This is a genomic window from Deltaproteobacteria bacterium HGW-Deltaproteobacteria-6 (genome assembly GCA_002840435.1).
Taxonomy (GTDB): domain Bacteria; phylum Desulfobacterota; class Syntrophia; order Syntrophales; family Smithellaceae; genus UBA8904.
The window spans coordinates 374296-394573 of record PHAT01000002.1 but is presented as its reverse complement, the minus strand read 5'-3'; the positions used below and the strand labels follow the sequence as shown (position 1 = coordinate 394573).

At 48.8% G+C, this 20278-nt stretch carries 14 protein-coding genes and 1 pseudogene; 2 read left to right on the top strand and 13 right to left on the bottom strand.

Features of this window, described 5'->3' with window-relative positions; all coding sequences use genetic code 11:
* Positions 1-101 precede the first annotated feature (101 nt).
* The 13 genes and pseudogenes from CVU71_06185 to CVU71_06125 form a co-directional block, all read right to left on the bottom strand.
* On the bottom strand, positions 102-2051 hold the full coding sequence (locus tag CVU71_06185) for a disulfide reductase (GenBank protein ID PKN19948.1): 1950 nt from the start codon (positions 2049-2051) through the stop codon (positions 102-104).
* 139 nt (positions 2052-2190) lie between these two features.
* Complete coding sequence (locus CVU71_06180; GenBank protein PKN19947.1) at positions 2191-3384, bottom strand: cyclic nucleotide-binding protein; 1194 nt, start codon at positions 3382-3384, stop codon at positions 2191-2193.
* 187 nt (positions 3385-3571) lie between these two features.
* Positions 3572-4411 (bottom strand): heterodisulfide reductase subunit F, encoded by an 840-nt coding sequence (locus CVU71_06175; GenBank protein PKN19946.1) that lies wholly within the window; start codon positions 4409-4411, stop codon positions 3572-3574.
* Positions 4412-4425: 14 nt separating this feature from the next.
* Positions 4426-5448 carry a 4Fe-4S ferredoxin gene (locus CVU71_06170; GenBank protein ID PKN19945.1) on the bottom strand — a complete coding sequence of 341 codons (1023 nt, stop codon included), beginning with the start codon at positions 5446-5448 and terminating at the stop codon, positions 4426-4428.
* 74 nt (positions 5449-5522) lie between these two features.
* Positions 5523-6371 carry a heterodisulfide reductase subunit B gene (locus CVU71_06165; GenBank protein PKN19944.1) on the bottom strand — a complete coding sequence of 283 codons (849 nt, stop codon included), beginning with the start codon at positions 6369-6371 and terminating at the stop codon, positions 5523-5525.
* A 74-nt stretch (positions 6372-6445) separates the two neighbouring features.
* Positions 6446-6973 (bottom strand): heterodisulfide reductase, encoded by a 528-nt coding sequence (locus CVU71_06160; GenBank protein ID PKN19943.1) that lies wholly within the window; start codon positions 6971-6973, stop codon positions 6446-6448.
* Between the two features lie 24 nt (positions 6974-6997).
* Positions 6998-7804, bottom strand: coding sequence for a 4Fe-4S ferredoxin (locus CVU71_06155; GenBank protein ID PKN19942.1), 807 nt, complete (start codon positions 7802-7804; stop codon positions 6998-7000).
* 121 nt (positions 7805-7925) lie between these two features.
* A pseudogene (locus CVU71_06150) lies at positions 7926-8366 on the bottom strand (hydrogenase iron-sulfur subunit).
* A 45-nt stretch (positions 8367-8411) separates the two neighbouring features.
* Positions 8412-12806 (bottom strand): 4Fe-4S ferredoxin, encoded by a 4395-nt coding sequence (locus CVU71_06145; GenBank protein PKN20094.1) that lies wholly within the window; start codon positions 12804-12806, stop codon positions 8412-8414.
* A gap of 347 nt (positions 12807-13153) precedes the next feature.
* On the bottom strand, positions 13154-13753 hold the full coding sequence (locus tag CVU71_06140) for a YihA family ribosome biogenesis GTP-binding protein (GenBank protein ID PKN19941.1): 600 nt from the start codon (positions 13751-13753) through the stop codon (positions 13154-13156).
* Between the two features lie 39 nt (positions 13754-13792).
* Positions 13793-15178 (bottom strand): Fis family transcriptional regulator, encoded by a 1386-nt coding sequence (locus CVU71_06135; protein ID PKN19940.1) that lies wholly within the window; start codon positions 15176-15178, stop codon positions 13793-13795.
* 56 nt (positions 15179-15234) lie between these two features.
* The gene (locus CVU71_06130; protein ID PKN19939.1) at positions 15235-17829 is read right to left on the bottom strand and encodes a hypothetical protein; all 2595 of its coding nucleotides are present in this window, start codon (positions 17827-17829) and stop codon (positions 15235-15237) included.
* On the bottom strand, positions 17830-18009 hold the full coding sequence (locus tag CVU71_06125; GenBank protein PKN19938.1) for a hypothetical protein: 180 nt from the start codon (positions 18007-18009) through the stop codon (positions 17830-17832).
* Positions 18010-18514: 505 nt separating this feature from the next.
* Here CVU71_06125 and atpE point away from each other — a divergent pair.
* Together atpE and CVU71_06115 are read left to right on the top strand one after the other, a co-directional pair.
* Positions 18515-18892, top strand: coding sequence for an ATP synthase F0 subunit C (gene atpE, locus CVU71_06120; GenBank protein ID PKN19937.1), 378 nt, complete (start codon positions 18515-18517; stop codon positions 18890-18892).
* 50 nt (positions 18893-18942) lie between these two features.
* The gene (locus CVU71_06115; protein PKN19936.1) at positions 18943-20250 is read left to right on the top strand and encodes a hypothetical protein; all 1308 of its coding nucleotides are present in this window, start codon (positions 18943-18945) and stop codon (positions 20248-20250) included.
* Positions 20251-20278 lie beyond the last annotated feature (28 nt).

The following is a 20278-nucleotide window of genomic DNA, read 5'->3' as shown; positions in this document are numbered from 1 at the left end:
GGCAAGGCGCGCAAACTGAATGAGGCGCATCCGGCATACGCCGGATTCACTCCGCAGATGCGCAGCCCGGCGCATGCCGGGGGCGTTTTATGATGCCATAACTAGAACTCCATGAGGCCTTCCATCTCGGCCAAGACCTGGTCATTCGTAAAGTGTCTCGCGATAATCGCCGAACTCGGACAAACGGACGCGCAAAGTCCGCAGCCTTTACATAACGCTTCATTGATTTCCGAAACCCGCTTCTCGGCGTTATAGGAAGGCGCGCCATAGGGGCAGACACGCACGCAATTCTGACAACCGCAACACGACGCGGGATTCACCATGGCTGTCGTCGCTTCCAGTTCCATCTTATCCTTGACCACAATCGTCAAAGCTTCCGCCGCCGCGCCGTTGGCCTGAGCCACGGTATCGGGAATATCCTTCGGGCTCTGACAGACGCCCGCAATAAAGATGCCTTCGGACATCGTGGACAGAGGCGCCAGCTTCGGATGCCGTTCCATGAAGAAACCCTGCTTGTCGGTGCTTAAATTGAAAAGCCTGGCCAAATCCTTGGAATCCGCCCGCGGCACGATGGCCGGGGACAACACCACCATATCCACCGGCAGCCTGATAAATTTTCCGGTAATGGTATCTTCCGCTTCTACAATCAAACGGCCGGGTTCATCGGCGCTCCCGGCCACGCGGGCGCCCTTGCCGCGAATGAACTTCACGTCTTCTTCGATTATACGATTGTAAAATTCTTCATACCCTTTGCCGGCGGCCCGCATATCAATGTAGAACTGATAAACGTCGGCTGACGTTTTTTCCTTGAACAGATGCGCAAATTTCAGCGAATACATGCAGCAGACGCGGCTGCAATGTTCGCAATTATTTTTATCGCGGCTGCCGATACAGTGCAGGATGGCGATGGCCTGAGGCTCCTTGCCGTCCCGGAGCGTCACTTTGCCGCCGGTGGGGCCTGCGGAATTAAAGAGCCTTTCCACTTCCAGAGCATTATACACACCGGGATATTTACCGTAGCCATATTGAATGAGTTCCCGGGTATCCATCAGATCATAACCCGTGGCGACAATGACGGCTCCCACTTTCACCGTGCTGAAGGTGTCCTGCTCATCAAAATCAATCGCCTTCTGTTCGCATACTTTCTCGCACAGCCGGCATTTGCCTTTTTTAAAGAAGGTACAGGATTCCCGGTCAATGACCGGCTTTTGAGGCACGGCCTGCGGGAAAGGTATGTAAATGGCCTTTCTTTTCACCAGGCCTTCATCCCATTCCGACACGCCTTTACCGGGGCATTTCTCCGTACACGCAAGACAGGCATTACATTTGCTGTGATCAACATAACGCGCTTTCTGCCGGACGGTGATATCAAAGTTACCGACAAATCCCTTGACCTCGCTGACTTCACAGGAGGTCATCATGGTAATGTTTTTATGCTGGAGAACGGAATCCATCTTGGGCGTCAGAATACAGGCGGAGCAGTCCAGCGTGGGAAAGGTCTTGTCAAACTGCGCCATATGGCCGCCGATAGTGGAATTCTTTTCGACGAGATAGACCTTCTTGCCGGTATTGGCCAGTTCCAGTGCCGCCTGAATGCCGGCGATGCCGGCGCCTACGACCATCACATCGGGATTGACGTCAATCACGCGCGACGTCAGCGGAGCGAGGAGTCTGGCCCGATACACTGCACCGTTTAAGACCGCCTTGGCCTTGGCCGTGCCTTCTTCAATGTCATGCGTGACCCAGGAGACCTGTTCGCGGATATTCACGATGGTCAACAAATACTGATTGAGGCCGGAAGCCGCCAGAACCTTGCGAAACGTCTGTTCATGCATCAAAGGCGAACAGGCTGTCACAATGACGCGATCCAGTTTATGTTCTTTGATATCATTGGCGATCATTTCCTGACCGGGCGTGGAACACATGAACTTGTAATCCTTCGCGACAACAACATCCGGCAGTGTGGCCGCGAACTGGGCCAGCTCACTTACCCGAACCGTCTTGGCTATATTTAAACCGCAGTGGCAAACAAAAACACCAATTCTGCTCATACACTCTCCTACCTTTTTTACTTCCACATCATCCTGATGATGTAATTTTTCATAAAGACCAGATACCGTTTCTAACCTTCAGCCCCTCGTGACCTGATCACCTAAAGGTGACGCGAGGTGACGCGATACCGCATGTGCACTAATCACCTGAAGGTGGCACGAGGGCGCACGTATCCACAACCGGCTCGTCGATGCTGATATCCAGACTCTCCAGAAGAAGCTCCGTCACATCCTTTACCTTGATCTGATCATCGGCATTCAGCGTCCGGATGCTGTCTTCAAACATGGTGATGCAATACGGACAGGCCGTGGCCAGAACTTTCGCTCCGGTTGACAACGCTTCTTCAATTCTCAGATCGCTTAAACGCTCGCCTTTCAGTTTCTCCATCCACAATCCGCCGCCGCCGCCGCCGCAGCACATGCTCTCTTCGCTGTTGCGTTCCATCTCGACAAATTCAAGCCCCGGGATGGACTTGAGCACAGTACGCGGTGCGTCATAAACTTTGCTGTGCCGGCCAAGGTAGCAGGGATCGTGGTAAGTAACCTTGACGCCGCCAATATCTTTTTTGGGCTTTAATTTACCTTCTTCCACAAACTTCGCCATCAGTTCGCTCAGATGGAGCACGTCATAATCCTCGCCGTAATCCTTATTGAAGGACGCCAGGCAGTGTGGAGACACGGTAATAATTTTAGAAATACCCTGTGACTTGAAATAGTTCAGATTATTGTTTTTGAGTCTTTCAAAAAGATCCAGATCACCAACTTTTTTTAAGCTCTCGCCGCAGCAGTTAACATCAAGCGAAGGCAGCCCCCAACTCAAGCCCGACAGGTTTAGTACTTCCGCCGCGGCTTTGGCCAGACGGTTGTTGCGGGGATCGTAACAAACCGTGCAGCAGCTCCAGAACAGATAGTCTTTATCCGGTGTGTAAAGAGGGTATTTTTCCTTGGCCCAGTCGTTGCGCTTGGATTGATCGCCGGACCAGGGATTGCCGCGCGCCGAAAGCGATCCGACAAAGGCCCGCAAACTCTGCGGCAGCATGCCGCCGCCGCTGTAAACATTGCGAATGGCCGTAACAACGTCGATGATTTCCACGCCGCGGGGGCAGCGCTCGACGCAGAATTTGCAGGTGGAGCAGCCCCACATGAACTCCTCAATACCATCCAGGCCCAGCTGGCCGAAGCGCACAAGCTTGCGGATGTTAAAATGCGTGATGGGCGTCCAGGGGCAAGTGCCGGAACAGGTGCCGCACTGATAACATTTTTTCAGCGCTTCGCCACCCGCGTCCATAATCGCCTGGGACATTTCCAGATACGGTGTAACTGTTTGTGACATTAAATATCTCCCGTCATTGATGAATCGTTAATCGGTCCTATTGTTTTTTGTGTTTTCGCTAACATATAAAGAAGCAAACAGCAAATATATTTCACGATGCTCTTTTAGCGGATATTTCTCAACAACCTCAAAAAAAAGGGAACCCGCAGGTTCCCTTAGACAACTTATCAAAAGAATTGGGGGCTTTCTAATATTCCGGAGTCAGCTTATCCAGTTCCGCCAGAGAGAAGACCGGCCCGTCCTTGCAGACATACTTGCTCCCGACGTTGCATCGGCCGCACTTGCCGATACCGCACTTCATGCGCATTTCCAGAGAACTGATGATGTTCTCCTTGGTGAATCCCAGTTCAAAGAATACCGGCAGCGTAAAACGAATCATCACCGGAGGACCGCAGATCACAGCCACCGCATTTTCCTTGCTGGGGGCAACTTCCTTACATACGGCGGGGACAAAACCTTCCTTACCCTTCCAAGTGGCGTCGCCTTTATCAACGGTGACATTGATATTCAGATCATCCCTTTTCTGCCATTCAATCAATTCATCTTTATAAAGCAGCAGACCGGGATTTCTTGCACCGTAAATCACGGTAATGTTACCGAAACGCTTCCGGTTGTCGCCGAAAATCATGTAATTGATCAGAGACCGCAGCGTGGTGAAAGCGAAACCACCGCCAACAATCACGATGTTCTTTCCCTCCAGAAATTCCAGCGGCCAGGAATTGCCCAGCGGACCGCGGAGCCCCATCACTTCGCCTTCTTCCATTTCATGGAGTGCCTGGGTGACCACGCCGGCTTTCTGCACGGTGAATTCAACATAACCTTTTTGCGTCGGAGAAGAAGCGATACCGATGGGCGACTCGCCTTTACCGTAAATGGAGAGTTCACCAAACTGACCGGGAATGTAAGCATATTTCTGTTCATCTTCCGGGTTGACGAACTTAAAACGAAACGTTTTGATGTCTTTGGTATCGACCTCAGTAATGATTTTATCCACAATGACAGGATAAGGAATATACGGGTTTTGCATTACGAACTCCCTGATTATAATTTTGAAATATCTTCAACAACTTTACGAATGTCTATATTCACGGGACAAGACATTACGCAACGGCCGCAACCGACGCAGGCAATGGCGTTGAAGTTGTCCACATAATATTTAAACTTGTGCATCGTGCGCTGGCGCCATCTTTCCTTCTGGGAAGGACGGGGATTGTGACCCGATGTTTCCTTCGTGAAAAGCGGAAACATGCAGGAATCCCAGGAACGAAGGCGAATGCCATCCGCACCTTTGACTTCATCGCTGATATCAAAGCAATGGCAGGTGGGGCACATATAGGTGCAGGTTCCGCAAGCCAGGCACTTGCCATGAATCGTGTTCCAGAAAGGATTATCGAAATTGACATCCAGGATCGGCTTGACTTCGTGAGCGGGAATCTTGGATTTTATCGCGTCGGCAGCCTTGGCCGCGATTTCATCTTTCCTGGTCTCGGCGGCGGCGTCGGCTTTGGTGTCGCCGAAGTACTTGGCCAGTTTTTCCCCCTTGGAGGTAACCAGCTCCACCAGATAGTCGCTGCCGATGTCCGTCAGCAAAACATCAGCGCCATCGGATGACACGGGCGCTCCGTCGACCGATGTGCAGAAACAAGTTGCGTAAGGCGGTTTCACACAGGCAATCGATATGACCGTTGTGTTCTGCCGTTTGGCAACGTAATAAGCATCCTGATATTTTTCCTGGTCGAAAAGCTTATCCAGCAGTGCAAAGCTGTGTGCATCACAGGGGCGCACACCGAACAAAACCGACTGATCGGCCTTGTTCTCCTCTGACGAAAATACCATGCCTTTTTCCGTGCGGGTAAATTTCATCATGGCTTCCGTGTGCGGGAAAAAAACATTTTTCGGCGCGTTCTTTGAATTCAAATACGCAAAATATGGTTCGCCGTCCTTCTGGAGGGGTTCAAAAAGAACGTTGTCTTCTTTTTTTACCGGCGCCCAAACCAGGAAATCTCCGGCCATTTTCTTGGCAATGCCCGCTAGTGCATCTTTTTTGATCAAACGTTTTTCCATAATTGTCCCTAATTTAGAATTTTCTCCAACATTTACACTTCAAAAACGTCAGGTATAGTCAACTGATCGATTTATTAAATCAACTGTAACTGGCTCAAAAGCGGCTGAGGATCAAACATGTGCGACTTGAAAGTTTCCGCCGATCCGGGAAGGCCCATAGCCAGTGAAATCAATTCTGAAAAATAAAATACCGGCAGCTTTAAACCACTTGAAGGCCGCATATCCAAGTTGGCCATGCAAAGCGGACAGGCTGTCACGACACAGTTGGCTCCGGCCTCGCGGGCGGCGCCCATCAGCTTGTCGCACATATCAACAACGATGGCTGTTTTGCTGATCGACAGCGAACCGCCGCAGCAATCCGTCTTGTAAGACCAGTTCTTCACATCAGCGCCGAGCGATCCCATCATCTTATCCAGCATGAAAGGGTTTTCGTAGTTTTCAAACTCACAGACCTCGGGCGGACGAAGCAGGAGGCAACCATAATAAGAAACAGGCTTGAGTCCGGTCAAGGGCTTTACGACCTTCGCGGCCAGCGTGTCAATGCCGATTTCGTTGAAGATGATATCAATGGGATTGCGAATGGCAATGCCGCCCTGATACCTGGCGCCCACGACATCTTCAATCTTCGCTTTGAGGTCCTTGTCGGCTTTTAAGTGATGCTCGGCCATTTTGAAACGATTGAAACAGGCGGCACAGGGCACCATGACATCCATTGCGTTTTTCTCGGCAGAGATGAGATTGCGCGCCGAGAGGGCAATGGACAAATCAAAATTGGTGCTGTGAGCGGATGATGCTCCGCAGCAGGACCAATCATCAACTTCTGTAAGTTCAATGCCTAAAGCGCGACTGATGGCCTTCATGGACTGATCATATTCTTTTCCCGTCGCATGCAGCGAGCAGCCCGGATAATATGAAACTTTCAAGAGAGTAGCCTCCTTCTATACTTGTTACTTCTTTGCATCAGGCCCTTTAAGGCTTGATGCGAAACATTCATCATTTATATGCTATTCGTTTTCTCAAAAATACTTTTAACCGATTTCATATCCTTTGTCCGCGGAGATAAAAGCGACAATTTGCCTTTCAGGAACATACCCGGAGCCAATGTAACATCCGAGAAGAAATCTCCCGACGAGAGTTTGTACTGAGCCATCATCATGGGTTCATTGATGCGCCCGCCGCGTTTGATTCCGGCAAGAAATGCCTGATGGAACTTCAAAATATTCTTCTCGTGAGCGCCAACACCCGATTCGATGGCCATCTGTCTGAGGACATCCATCATACGGGCAATATCAACCTTATTGGGGCAGCGCGTGATGCAGGTTTCGCAAGACAGGCAAAGCCAGATCGTCGAACTGTTCAGGACCTTGTCCTTCTGGCCGTTCTGAATCATTTTAATAACCTTGTTGGGGTTATATTCCATGTGCGACGCAGTGGGACAACCGGCCGTGCACTTCCGGCAGTGATAACAGGCCTGCAACGGCACACCGTGAATCTTTTTGTTTACTTCTTCCAGAAAAGTTTCCATGTAAACTCCATCATCTCAAACGAATTATGGGTTGTAGATAAAATCTTGTTTATCGTGATGTTCGTCATATTTGCCCAAAGGCGGCATATCTTCCATGCTGGAACCCGCGCGGTTGCCGAACATTTCCCAGCCATCTTTGTCGATCTTCTTGAGGAACTTGCGCAGATCAACGCCCATCGGGCAGACGGAAACACAGGACCCGCAATCGACGCAGCGGCCGACCATATGATACAGGCGCATAAACTGAAACACCTGCGTATCGCTCTTGTCTTCACCGATGCCCACCCACTGCGGCTGACTCTGTTCAACAAAGCAAACCGGGCAATAACAGGACGGACAGGCCTGACGGCAGGCGTTGCAGCGCATGCATTTTTCCATTTCCTTGGTGAAATAAGCCCAGCGTTCTTCCATATCTTTGGCTTCGAATTCTTTGACGTCATTGTATTCCGCATCCGGATTCATCGCGGGAGCGGGCGATCCGATCATGACATCGGAAATAATCGGGTTATTGAAACGGCAGGTCACACAGCACTCCGCCAGCACATCCTTGAGGGCGACGGTTTTGTCACCGTCAGATGTCTTCATGTTGATCTGGCCGCCGTCGATCGATCCGTCCGCAATGTCCGCCCCGCCAATCTTGACTTTCAGTCCTTTGCCGTCCACATAGCCGTCGCAGGGAACGCCGATAATGCAAACGTCTTCCCGTTCATACTGTCTTTCCTGAAGATGAATGATGAGCGATCGGGTCGTGCAGCCGCGGGCGACAACGCCTACGACCTTTTTCTTCCGGTCTTCGGGTTTTACGCGCTTCTGTGAATTCTTATGAGCCATGATCAGATCGTGTACCGGCCTTCTTTTCCAAAAGCAGCCTTTTTGCTTCTTCCCGCAATTTTGTTTCGATGTTTTCCACAGTGATGATTTCCCCGTTTATTTATTATTATCTTTAATCAGACTAACCAATTGTCTTAATCATCTTTTTGGCCGGTCCCAGTGCCTTTATTTTTTCCGTAGCCCCTTTGATAACCTGTGCCCATCTGTCGCCTTCGGATGCGGAAACCCATGTAAATATGGTTCTGTCGCCTTCCACACCGATGTAGTTCAGGAAACTTTTTAACGTCGCAAACTTGCGCCGCGCCACCAGATTTCCTGAGATATAGTGGCATTCACCCGGGTGTCAACCCGAAACCAGAACGCCGTCGGCTCCGGTCTGCAGGGCCTTCACGATATAAAAAGGATTTATTCTTCCCGTGCAGGGAACGCGGATGATGCGGACATTTGTCGGATACTGAATTCTGCTGATACCCGCCAGATCGGCTCCCGCGTAAGTACACCAGTTGCAGACAATGGCAACGAATTTCGGTTCCCATTCCTTGTTTGCTAAACTTTCAGCCATATATTCTCCTTCCATCAGCAATGCGGTTTTATCAGCCGCCTACCTTTAGTTTAAATTAAATATCTGTGCCAGCACTTCTTCGTTGTTGAATCCGTTTAAATCCACCGCGTTCATGCGGCAGGACGCTGTACAGACACCGCAGCCTTTGCAAAGAACGGCATTGACTTCTGCGCAACCTTCGGCAACGTTCACGCGAATCGCGCTGTAGGGACAGTTGATCTCGCAAAGTCCGCAGGCCGAACATCTTTCTTTATTCACATAAGCGGTTTTCCCTTCCGCCTCGATGAAATCAAGACTTAAGACCAGACAGGCGCGCGAAACGGCGGCGTTAGCCTGGGTAATCGTCTCATCGCTGAACTTGGGCGAATGCGACATGCCGCACATGAACACACCATCCGTCTGGAAATCGACCGGGCGCAGTTTGACATGCGCTTCCAGGAAGAAGCCGTCCTGGTTGGTGGGTACTTTCAGCATCTGACCGATGGCTGCGTTTTCCGGATTCGGCACAACACCGATGCTCAGGGCCACGACATCAGCGGGCAGCGTTACGTTCTCATTAAGGATCGGATCCAGGACTTTCACTTCCACCTTATCGCCCGCTGCAACTACTTCCGGTTTGCGGTTTTCTTCATAAGAAATGAATTTGATATTCGCTTCCCTGGCTTTCTTGTAATAGTCTTCCTTGAACGCGAAGGTCCGGATATCGCGGTAAAGGATCGTGATGTCACGGGATGGATCAGCGGCTTTCAGCTCCAGGGCATTCTTGATCGCTTCGGAGCAGCAGTAGCGGCTGCAATAAGGTCTTTCCTTGTCGCGGCTGCCTGCACACTGAATCATGACGATATTTTTCACGGAAGCCAGTTTCGGATCCTTTTCATAAATCAGCGTTTCCAGCTCGCGCTGCGATTTCACCTTGGCGTTTTCACCATAGAGGTACTCTTTCGGTTTGTTTTCATAAGCGCCGGTCGCCACCAGAACCACGCCATGTTCGAAGACTTTCTCGCCGTCTTTAGCCTTCACGGTGGTTTTGTAGTTTCCGATAAACCCTTCAATTTTTTCAATATGGGCCGAGGTAACAACCGTGATCAAAGGATTCTTGTAAACTTTTTCCAGCAGACCTTTCAAGTGAGCGCGCGCGTCCAGCCCTTCGAGCGTCTTATACAGGTGGTTATAATTGCCGCCCAGTTTATCTTCTTTTTCAATGATCGTAGAGGCAAATCCCTGATCGGCGAGCGACAAAGCCGCAGCAATGCCTGCCAAACCGCCTCCGATAATCAACGCCTGATGGTTGACGGACAGCTGTCCGGGTTTTAAAGGTTTCAGATACTGAGCCTTGGCCACAGCCATTCTCAGCAGATCTTTTGCTTTCTCGGTGGCTTTCTCCGGTTCGTGCATATGCACCCAGGAATTCTGGTCGCGAATATTGGCCATCTCGAACAGATACCGGTTGAGGCCGGCCTTCTCGCAGTTTTCCTGGAACAATCCTTCATGCGTGCGGGGCGAGCAGGACGCGACAACCACGCGGGTCAGATTCTTTTCCTTGATGACTTCCGCCATCTTCACCGCCGTATCCTGAGAACAGGTAAAGAGGTTATCGGCCGTGTAAACAACGGTCGGCAGTGTTGCGGCAAAGTCCCGAACTTCAGGAACATTGACCACGCCGCCGATATTGATGCCGCAGTGGCAGACGAATACGCCGGTGCGTACGCCCTGTCCACGCATATCTTTTTCTTCGGGGTTTTCCACCGGGGTAATCATGGTGCCGCGTTTGCCAGCCAACATGCCTTCCGCGCAGGCGGCGGCAGCCGAGGCTTCCATAACGGTTTCCGGAATATCTTTCGGTCCGCCGAAGGCGCCGCAAACGAACACGCCGGGGCGAGAGGTCTGAACAGGATTTTCCAGACTGGTTTTGCAGAAGCCGTGCCCTTCGAGCTCAATGCCGAGGCTCGCGGAAAGTTTCTTGGCTTCCTTAGGCGGCATCAACCCGACGGATAAAACGACCATGTCAAATTCTTCTTCTGTGAAACTGCCGTCCTGATTGACATATTTGATCAGCAGATTATTCGTCTGCTGCATTTCTTTAATGGAGGACGGCATGGAGCGAATGTAACGGATTCCGTATTCGTCCTTGGCGCGGTTGACAAACCGGTCAAAATCCTTGCCGTGGGCGCGGATGTCCATGTAGAAAATGGTGGGCTCCAGCCCCTTCGCGTGTTCCTTGCCGATAATGGCCTCTTTGGTCGCATACATGCAGCAAACCGACGAACACCAGCTGTTTTCGCAGGAGACGTCGCGTGAACCAACGCACTGAATAAAGGCAACCTTCTTGGGTTCCTTCCCGTCGGAAATTCTCTGAACATGACCGAAGAAAGGACCGGATGCGGACAGAATGCGTTCAAACTGCAGCGCGGTCACAACGTTTTTATAAATGCCGTAGCCATATTCACCACGCTTGCTGGCGTCAAATATTTCAAAGCCGGGTGACGCGATGACGGCGCCGACTTCAATGGTTTCTTCTTCTATTTTCATTTCATGGTCGATGGCCTTGGCAACACAGGCATCCACGCACTGATAACACTCGGAACAGATACCGCAGGCCAGACAGCGATTGGCTTCCGCAATCGCCTGGGCTTCGTTAAAACCAATGCCCACTTCCTGGAAGTTTGTTTTACGGTCTGCCGGTTTCATGAGGGGATATTTTTCCCGGGGAACTTTGGGCACATTGGAGACATCCGCTTTATCCGCCAGATCCTTGGTCCAGTCTTTTTCACGGCCGGCTTTCATGTCCAGACCCTGCAGATAAAGGTCGATGGATTTTGCCGCTTCCTTGCCGGCAAAAACGGCCTTAACAACGGTCTGCGGTCCGGTGACCACATCACCGCCGGAGAAGACACCGGCAACATTGGTTGCATAGGTGATTTCATCGTAATCAACATTGTTCCACTTATTGATCGAAACACCGCTTTCCTTCGTGATGAAGGACAAATCCGCTTCCTGACCGATCGCAGGAACGATGGAGTCGCATTCGACGATGAATTCAGACCCCTTGATTTCAATGGGTCGGCGGCGACCGCTTTTGTCCGGTTCGCCCAGCTCCATGCGTGTGCATTCAATACCCGTGACTTTTCCGTCTTTGCCCACTACGCGCTTCGGGGCAACGAGGAATTTCATTTCCACGCCTTCTTCAATAGCCTCTTCAATTTCTTCAGGAGCCGCAGGCATTTCCGCCCGGGTCCGGCGGTAGAGGATGAAAACATTCTTGGAACCGGTGCGGACGGCTGTCCGGACAGCGTCCATGGCTACGTTACCGCCGCCGATCACAGCAACTTTGTCGCCCAGGGAGACTTTTTTACCCAGATTGATCTGCATCAGATAATCCACGCCATGGATGACGCCCTGCATATCTTCATCGGGAATATTGAGTTTGCTGCTCTTCATGGTGCCGCAACCGATGAATGTTGCGGCAAAATCGCTTTTCAGTTTATCAAAGGAAATATCTTTCCCGATTTTGGTATTGAGATGAATTTTTACGCCCAGATCTTCGATGACCTTGATTTCTGCGTTCAGAACTTTCTTGGGAAGGCGGTATTCGGGAATACCAACAGCCATCCAGCCGCCCGCCACCGGCAGGGCTTCGAAAACTTCCACATCATAGCCTTCAATGGCCAGATAGTAGGCGCAGGTGAGTCCGGAAGGACCGGCGCCAACCACGGCGACTTTCTTGCCCTTGCTCGGTTTTTTCTCCGGCATATAGCGCGTTTCGCTATTCATATCGAGATCCGCAACAAACTGCTTCAGATGCATGATATCAATAGGATCTTCCACCTTGCCGCGCATACAGGCTGTTTCGCAGGGATGGTTACAGACGCGGCCGCAGACGATGGGGAACGGGTTGTCCTGTTTGATGAGTTTGAGGGCTTCTTTATATTTTCCGTCGGCGATCAGCGCCACATAACCCTGAACACTGATGTGTGTCGGACAGTTGGCTTTACAGGGAGATGTTCCCAGTTTGTCAATCGCGAAACCGCTGGGAATAGCCTGGGGAAAGTGCCGGTAAATCGCTTTTCTTTCGCTTAAATCGCCGTTGAATGCGGCTTTGACCGTGATCGGGCAGACATTGGCGCAGTCACCGCAACCGGTGCATTTGTCAAGATTCACGTATCGGGGAGCTGAAGTCAGTTTGACCTTGAATTTCCCCGGTTCGCCTTCCACGGATTCCACGGTGCGTCTGGTTTTGATCGTAACATTCGGATGACGGCCGACTTCAACCAGTTTTGGCGACAAAATACAGGCGGAACAGTCATTTGTGGGAAATGTTTTATCCAGCTGGGCCATGACGCCACCGATGCTGATCCCGTTTTCGACGAGATATACTTTCATTCCGGAATTGGCTAAATCAAGGGAGGCCTGAATGCCGGCGATACCAGCGCCAACCACCATTACTGCACCAACTTTTTCGTTATCTTTTACCACGTGATTACACCTCGTAATTTATATAAAAAGCCTTGTGAAAACCTGCCTGACACATCGTCTGACCAGCGTTCGTCGGCTAACATACTTTATTTATCATGTCAAGCGCAGAAGATTGATTTATTTAGATTTCTGCAATTAAGTACCTGATATAACAAGTATAAATATTTGACCAACGTTCATATAATGAACGCCTTGATTCCTGAAATTTTTCTTTCATTCTGCATGCATCACATCATTTTATCCTTAATTTTAAGACCTTAAGTTGCTTGAAGGCGCGCCTGAAAGAAAGCCCCTGTTTTTCAATGCTTTTCAGGCTAACGATTTTCCAGGGTGGCTAAATGATTTTCGAGAAATTGCCAGAGTTCTTCCTTTCCCTTTTGTGTTTTCGCGGAGAAAAGGATGGTTTTCTTTGAAGCATCTGAACCTAACGCTTTTTCGATAAGCTTCTTTTGTCCTGACGTCTGATTATTCGATAGTTTATCAACCTTGGTTAAAATGAATACATAAGGGATATGGTACTCTTCCAGCCAATCGCGCAACGCAAGATCATCATGACTTGGATCACGGCGGATATCCAGAATAAAAATGACCATGGCCAGATTCTGCCGTTCGCGCAAATAAGTTTCGATCATGTTTCCCCAGTCTTTTTTTATGGACTGGGCCACTTTGGCAAAACCATACCCCGGCAGATCGACAAATGAGATAGCCCCGTTGATGTCAAAAAAGTTAATCAACTGGGTGCGCCCCGGGGTGTTGCTGGTTTTCGCCAGCTTTTTCCGGTTGACCAGCGTATTCATCAGCGATGATTTCCCGACGTTGGAACGTCCCACAAAAGCAATTTCCGGCATGATCGCCGGAGGGTACTGAGCCGGCCAAACGGCACTTTTTATAAATTCTGCACTGATAATTTTCATAAATTTACTTTAGCGCATATATCAAAGGAAGGCACAAGGTTATTCTTTCTCAAAGGAGATACCATACTTCTCCAGCTTGCGTTCAAAGGTGGGGCGGGAAATGCCCAGTGTTTCGCAGATTTCCCCTTTGTTTTTATCCGTTTCCCTGATGATTTTACGAATGTAACGTTCTTCAACCTGATCGAGGGTTAAAAATTTACCCGGTTCTTCCGGTGTAAAGACATCCGCGGTTTGATCTTTTGGCGCTTCAATTGACGGATTGTCCTTGCCCAATTCCGGAAAATCACCGACACCCAGTACCTGGCCTTTGGCGACAACACAGGCTCTCACCAGCAGGTTTTCCAGTTCGCGGATATTGCCCGGCCAGGAATAATTCAGAAATTTTTCCATCATCTCGCCTGACACACCGACGATTTTTTTATGCAGATCGAGATTGATTTTGGAAAGCAGGTAATCAATCAACGGCGCAATGTCCTGGCGGCGCGTTCTGAGCGGAGGCAGGTTAATGGCAACAATATTCAGCCGGTAATACAAGTCGTCCCGGAATTTGCCTTCCTTGACCATGGTCCGCAAATCCTTGTTGGTCGCGGCCATAATGCGGGCATGAACCTTAACCCGGTCTTTGCCTCCCACGCGTTCGAATTCCATCTCCTGTAAAACACGCAGAAGTTTGGCCTGCAGGTTGACGGACATTTCACTGATTTCATCCAGAAACACCGTGCCGAAGCGCGCCAGTTCAAATTTGCCCAGTTTTCGGGCAACGGCACCGGTAAAGGAGCCCTTCTCATGGCCGAACAATTCCGATTCCAGGAGCGTTTCGACGATGGCTGAACAGTTCACCGCAATAAACGGTTCATCCGGCGACGTATTGTTATGAATAACCTTGGCGATCAACTCCTTGCCTGTTCCACTCTCACCCTGGATGAGCACGGTTGTCCGGCTTTTGGAGACCGTGCCGATCGTCTTGAAAATATCCCGCATTTCGTTGCCGGTGCCGATGATATCACCAACCCGGAAGGTGCGGGAAGGCTCCATCAAAAGGCCGTCAATCTTTTTCTCCATTTCCAGCGACTTCAGTGCTTTCTTGATCGCCAGATCCAGTTCATCGACATTGACCGGTTTATGGATGTAATCGAACGCCCCGCCCTTCATGGCATTGATGGTGGTTTCCATGTCATGGAAAGCGGTAATCATAATCACCTTAACATTTTCATTTTCTTCCTTGAGATCCTCCAGCACGGAGAATCCGTCCACATCCGGCAGTCGGATATCCAGAATGACCACATCCGAGGGTTCCTGAACGTACTTATTCAACCCGTCGGTACCGGTCAGGGCCGTCCGGACGGCGTAGCCCTCTTCCGTTAAATACAGGTCCAGCGTTTCCACAATCGATTCGTCATCATCTATAACCAGAATACTCGCCATAATCGTAACCTTCGCCATTCAATGGATTCTTGATTCATGATCCGCTTTTATTTCTATTAATCTCTTGGAACGCGGCGCCTTTCGCTGCAGGGCAGCGTAACGCAAACTTTAGTTCCTTTATCTTTTTCACTGATAATTTCTATTTTCCCCTGATGCAGTTCTACAATTTTCGATACCTGTGAAAGCCCGAGGCCCGTTCCATATTTTTTCTTGGTAAAAAAAGGATTAAACAGATGAGGCATGTCCGCCTCATCAATGCCGCAGCCATTGTCCTCTACAACAACCAGCACAGCAGGCGGTTGGCTGCCGATACTGCGGGCATAGATCCGAATAGTACCATTATCCTCAACAGCTTCGGCTGCGTTACGGATAATATTTAAGAATGCATCCGTGATCATGGCCACATCCACGTTGACCTGAGGGATCTCCTGCGCTTCCAGTTTGATGGCCACCTGTTTATCGTGAATGACTTTTTCCGCAAGAGCAATGGCCTGCTCCAATACTTTACCAAGATCGGCGGAAACGATTTTGGGATCGACCGGTTTGGCAAAGACCAGAACATTATTAACCAGTTCTTCGAGGTGTTCAACTTCTTTTTGCGCGATTTTAAATCTTTTGAGGTCATTTCCTTCCGGCGTCATGCGTTTTTCCAGAATCTGCAGGCTCATCTTAATGGAGGACAGTGGATTGCGCACTTCATGAGCAATACCGGCTGAAAGCTGCCCCAGTGCCGCGAGTTTCTGGCTGTTATAGAGCTTCTTTTCCAGATTCTTAAATTCAGTAATGTCCCTTTGCACCAATATATAATGATCCGTCCCGATGACCGGCGACGTTGTTACCATCCAATTGATCTTTCGACCATCCTTCGCCGTGGTTTCAAGCTCGTAAGGCGTATAGATGCCTCTTTTAGCTTCTTCCCACCTGGATGTTACAAAACTTTCATCTTCGGGTGCGACAAACGTCAGAAAATGCTTTCCTTTGAACGGGCTTTCCGGTTTCTTAATGCCCCAGCTTATAAAATTGATAATGCCGTCCTTATCGACTTCATAGATCTTATCGGGCAGACTTTTCACAATCGATTGCAGATAGTTATAAACGCCCTCTATTTCGCGCCGCAACTCAATGTTTTCAGCCAGTTCATTTTGCAGCGTCTCAGCGTATTCCCGCAAACTGTGCGTGAGTTCCTGCTCACGGGAAACATCCTGAAGTGTTTCAATCGCCGCAATGATATTGCCTTCTTCATCATAAATGGGCGCTGCCAGAAAATACAGATAACGGCTTTGTCCGCCAAGGTTCTCGTAATAATCCGTCGCCTCATAGGCGCCGATCACCTTGTCGGATTTTTTGACATTTTTACTGCCATAGAACTGATTCAAACCCTCGATGTCATTATCCACGATTAAATCGGCAATCATGGGGCGGGTAACGGAATAAAAAGGAATATAATGCCGGTTGGTGCCGACCATATCATCCGCTGAATAACCGGTAAGTTCCATACAGGCCCGGTTCCACAGGATGACCTGGTGTTCCCTGTTGATAACCAGCGTGGGAATAGGAGACCCCTCGATGATACCGTCAATCGTTTTCTTTTCTCTGAGCAGCTTTTCCTGCCAGGCTTCGCGTTCTTTGAGTCTTTGATGCTCTTCCCGTATCCGTATTCTTCTGCCTTCCCGGAAAGCAAAATAAATACCGACGATAACCAGAACCAAAATCAGCACGACAGCGCTGAACATGGTGTATATAAATGTGGTGCGAACAGGAGCAATGACGCGGCTGTGTGGCGCCGTGACCATGACATACCATGTATGACCGGCAATATGAAGCGGGGAGTAAGCGATAACACATCGGCGCATTTTATTATTACTCTGGAGGATACTCGCATCCAGATGCCTGCCGCTGTCGGAAGGAAAGATGATTTTTCCCCCTTGATTATTTTTAACCAGATCGGCGACATTTTTCCCGATAAACGGCGAATGAGGATGCAGCAGCACCTGCCCCTGCTGATTGACCAGCCACAGGTCTCCCAGTTGATTGTCTCTGATCTGCTTTTCACAGGTATCGACCAGTTCGGACAATGAAAAAGACACCATCCACGCGCCGGCAAAAACATTATTATTGTGCCGCTGGATGGGATAGCCCCAGATTAAATACCAGTCCTGCTTCTGGGGTAAAGCATCTTTGGGCAGCTTATCCGACAAAGCTAATTTCAGATATTGTGTCTGCCGGAATTTCGTGGCTCTGAAATGGCTCGCCAAATCGACTGCCGGAAGAGCGCCCTGCGGCAGAATACATCTAATTTTTTCGTTCGCGTCAAATACCATCACCGCATTGATGGCATTTTCCCATACGGGATAAAGCACTTCCATTTTCCAGTAATCTTCCTGTGCCAGTTTTTTCCCGTTGGAATCAAAGAAGGAAAACAGGACGATATTTTTTTCGACCTGTGAAAAAATCTCCGTTAATCGAACCGCCGCGTTTTGAGCGGATGCTAATTGCTGACGGCTGAATAAATCAACCATCTCCTTTTCACGGGCATTGTTCACCGTCAGAGCCAGCAGGAGGATCAGAAGGATGACAACAATGCTGGCCAGCCAGATACGTACACTCAATGCTTGATGCAGAAGCTTGTATGCTTTCTTAAGCAAAGTCACTTATTCTTCATTATCCTTATGATTTTCTTTTTGAGACAGCTTGATTCCGATTAAAACATAAACCAGGATTGCTGCGGTTAGTGAAATCAACAGTTTTGCCAACCCACTTTCGATTTTCAAAAGATAAGCACAAATAAGCCAGACGATCGGATAGGTGATGGCGGTTAAAATTTCCTGCATAAATAATCCTTATTAAGATGTGACTTCTTTATTTTTTATCAATTTGCGCCAGTTATTTTTAATCGTAACGACATTGTCGCAAAATTTCAATAGAAATATAAGAAGGATTCCCTCCGGTCGAAAGGACGAAAAGTATTGCTGCCCTGAATGGTTTGTTGAATGTTTTATGGCAGGCGATTGAACAAAACATTAAATTGCAGTTTTACTTTTTTAAAATAATCTTTCTACCGGCTCAACATTCATTTTACCTTTTTATTTTTTTTCGCGCCGTCGCTGTGAAGCGAATTTAAGGAATCTCAATTAATTAGAGAACATTTTTTTCATCTTCAGGATTTCATCAATCCGTTTTTCTTTAATACATTTTGTTGATTGAAGCCATGGCACACCTCGTGCAATAACGTTGAGCGGAACGACATGCGTATTAATTCCTCTTTGCCTGGTATTAGAAATATGCTATGCGAATCAGGGATAAAAATAAATAACATGTCATGAAAGGAGACAAATAATGTCACAGAAATTCGGAAAAACATTTTTAACAGTTTTAGCATCGGCGGCAGCAGTGCTGCTGACCAGTCAGTTCGCTTTTGCCGCGGAGGCTATCCCGGTGGGCGGAGAATCTTACATTAAAGTTATTTTTGCCGTAGGCGCAATGATCGGCGCAGGTCTGGCCATTGGTCTTGGCGCAATCGGCGCGGGCGCAGGCATTGGTAATGCAGCAAACGGCGCTTGTCAGGCAGTCGGAAGAAACCCCGGCGTTCAAGGCAAGATCATGATGGTTATGCTTGTTGGTATGGCCATGGCTGAATCGATCGCCATTTACGCTCTGGTTATTGCTCTGATCTTATTATACGCCAACCCTTTCAAGGCTTTCTTTTTGGGTTAATGCTTAAATAAATTAACTTTAAAATCAAGAAAGGTTAGGGAGAACTCATAATGTCAGAAACTAAAAAAGATAAGCAAGGTTTACCTATTGGAAGTGTATTCTTCCTGCTTATTGTAATTCCCTTATCACTAATGGCGTTTTTAATCGCTAACGGCATGTTTAAATTGGGGGTTACTATAAAAGAGAGGGCCGTTAACGTTCTCGATGTTAAATCTCAGGAAGATATCAAGGCGAGAGCCGTCAATACAGCAAATGAAGTTGCCAGTTTCCTCATGGAATGCAAAAAAGATGTACAGGTCGCAACAATCATTCCCTCATCAGAAGCTGTATACAAACAGTTTGTTTCTGAAAACAAAAAACCGCTCTGGGTCAAACGTGACGGTAAAGTGCAGAAGGTATTGGTTCCGCTGTATAAAGAAATGACTCTGACGGACAAAAACGGCAACGAAAAAATTAAAATCGTTGACGGTCAGGCAGTGCCGGCGGGAAAACTGCTGAATGTCAGCATCCCGGCCAACACAGCATATAAATCAGAAGATTATTTTGCTAAAACAAAAAGTTTGAAGAAAGGCGAAATTTACGTATCTCCGGTTACCGGTTTATATGTAAACAAAGCGGCATTTGAAAAAGGACAAAGGTTTTCAGGGATCGTCCGTTTTGCCACGCCGGTATTCGATCAAAACGGTTTCGCAGGCATCATCACACTGGCGATAGACTATCGCCATCTGGCCCAGTTTACCGATCAGTTGGTTCCCACGCAGGCGGAAAGAGTGTTTGAAACAGACGCTTCTACCGGTAATTACGCTTTCATGGCCGATCCCCGCGGCCTCGTTATTTCTCATCCCAGTGATTTTCATGTCGCCGGGCTCAACCCTGATGGAACGGCTGTTCCGACTGTTACGGCTCAAAACGCAAAAGAACTGGCACAAAAAGGTGTGGAAGCATTGAACATGTCCCAGTTAGGTTTTCTTGATCCCAACATATTAAAGGTCACGAAAGAAGCGGAACTGGGAAAAACAGGAATTTTAACGTACAAATATGGCGGCGTCACCAAATTCGTCGCCTATGCGCCGATCAAGTTTTATGCGTCAAACCTTCCCGAACCGGCAGGCTTTGGCTGGATCGGCCTGGGACTGGAAGTTGAAAAATACAACGAAGCGGCAACAAAAGTAGCTCAGAATATTGAAAAGGAATCCAAGGCATGGACGGCAACCGTCATTCTGGTTCTTATTGCTTCCATGATTATTCTGTTCTTCATTATGCTGATACTGGTTCGTGGAATTACCCGTTCGTTAAATGCGGAGGTTCCAAAAGGCTCTGAAGGCGAAGTCATTGATGATGACGATGACGACAAATAATTGACTTTTGCTCAATTAATCAAAAGGC

Excerpts from the sequence above, each read along its gene's own strand:
- CVU71_06180 (PKN19947.1), bottom strand. The coding sequence starts at position 3,384 with ATGTCACAAACAGTTACACCGTATCTGGAAATGTCCCAGGCGATTATG.
- CVU71_06170 (PKN19945.1), bottom strand. The coding sequence starts at position 5,448 with ATGGAAAAACGTTTGATCAAAAAAGATGCACTAGCGGGCATTGCCAAG.
- CVU71_06140 (PKN19941.1), bottom strand. The coding sequence starts at position 13,753 with ATGAAAATTATCAGTGCAGAATTTATAAAAAGTGCCGTTTGGCCGGCT.
- CVU71_06115 (PKN19936.1), top strand. The coding sequence starts at position 18,943 with ATGTCAGAAACTAAAAAAGATAAGCAAGGTTTACCTATTGGAAGTGTA.
- CVU71_06185 (PKN19948.1), bottom strand. The coding sequence starts at position 2,051 with ATGAGCAGAATTGGTGTTTTTGTTTGCCACTGCGGTTTAAATATAGCC.
- CVU71_06135 (PKN19940.1), bottom strand. The coding sequence starts at position 15,178 with ATGGCGAGTATTCTGGTTATAGATGATGACGAATCGATTGTGGAAACG.
- CVU71_06125 (PKN19938.1), bottom strand. The coding sequence starts at position 18,009 with ATGCAGGAAATTTTAACCGCCATCACCTATCCGATCGTCTGGCTTATT.
- CVU71_06175 (PKN19946.1), bottom strand. The coding sequence starts at position 4,411 with ATGCAAAACCCGTATATTCCTTATCCTGTCATTGTGGATAAAATCATT.
- CVU71_06160 (PKN19943.1), bottom strand. The coding sequence starts at position 6,973 with ATGGAAACTTTTCTGGAAGAAGTAAACAAAAAGATTCACGGTGTGCCG.
- CVU71_06155 (PKN19942.1), bottom strand. The coding sequence starts at position 7,804 with ATGGCTCATAAGAATTCACAGAAGCGCGTAAAACCCGAAGACCGGAAG.
- CVU71_06145 (PKN20094.1), bottom strand. The coding sequence starts at position 12,806 with ATGGTGGTTGGCGCTGGTATCGCCGGCATTCAGGCCTCCCTTGATTTA.
- atpE (PKN19937.1), top strand. The coding sequence starts at position 18,515 with ATGTCACAGAAATTCGGAAAAACATTTTTAACAGTTTTAGCATCGGCG.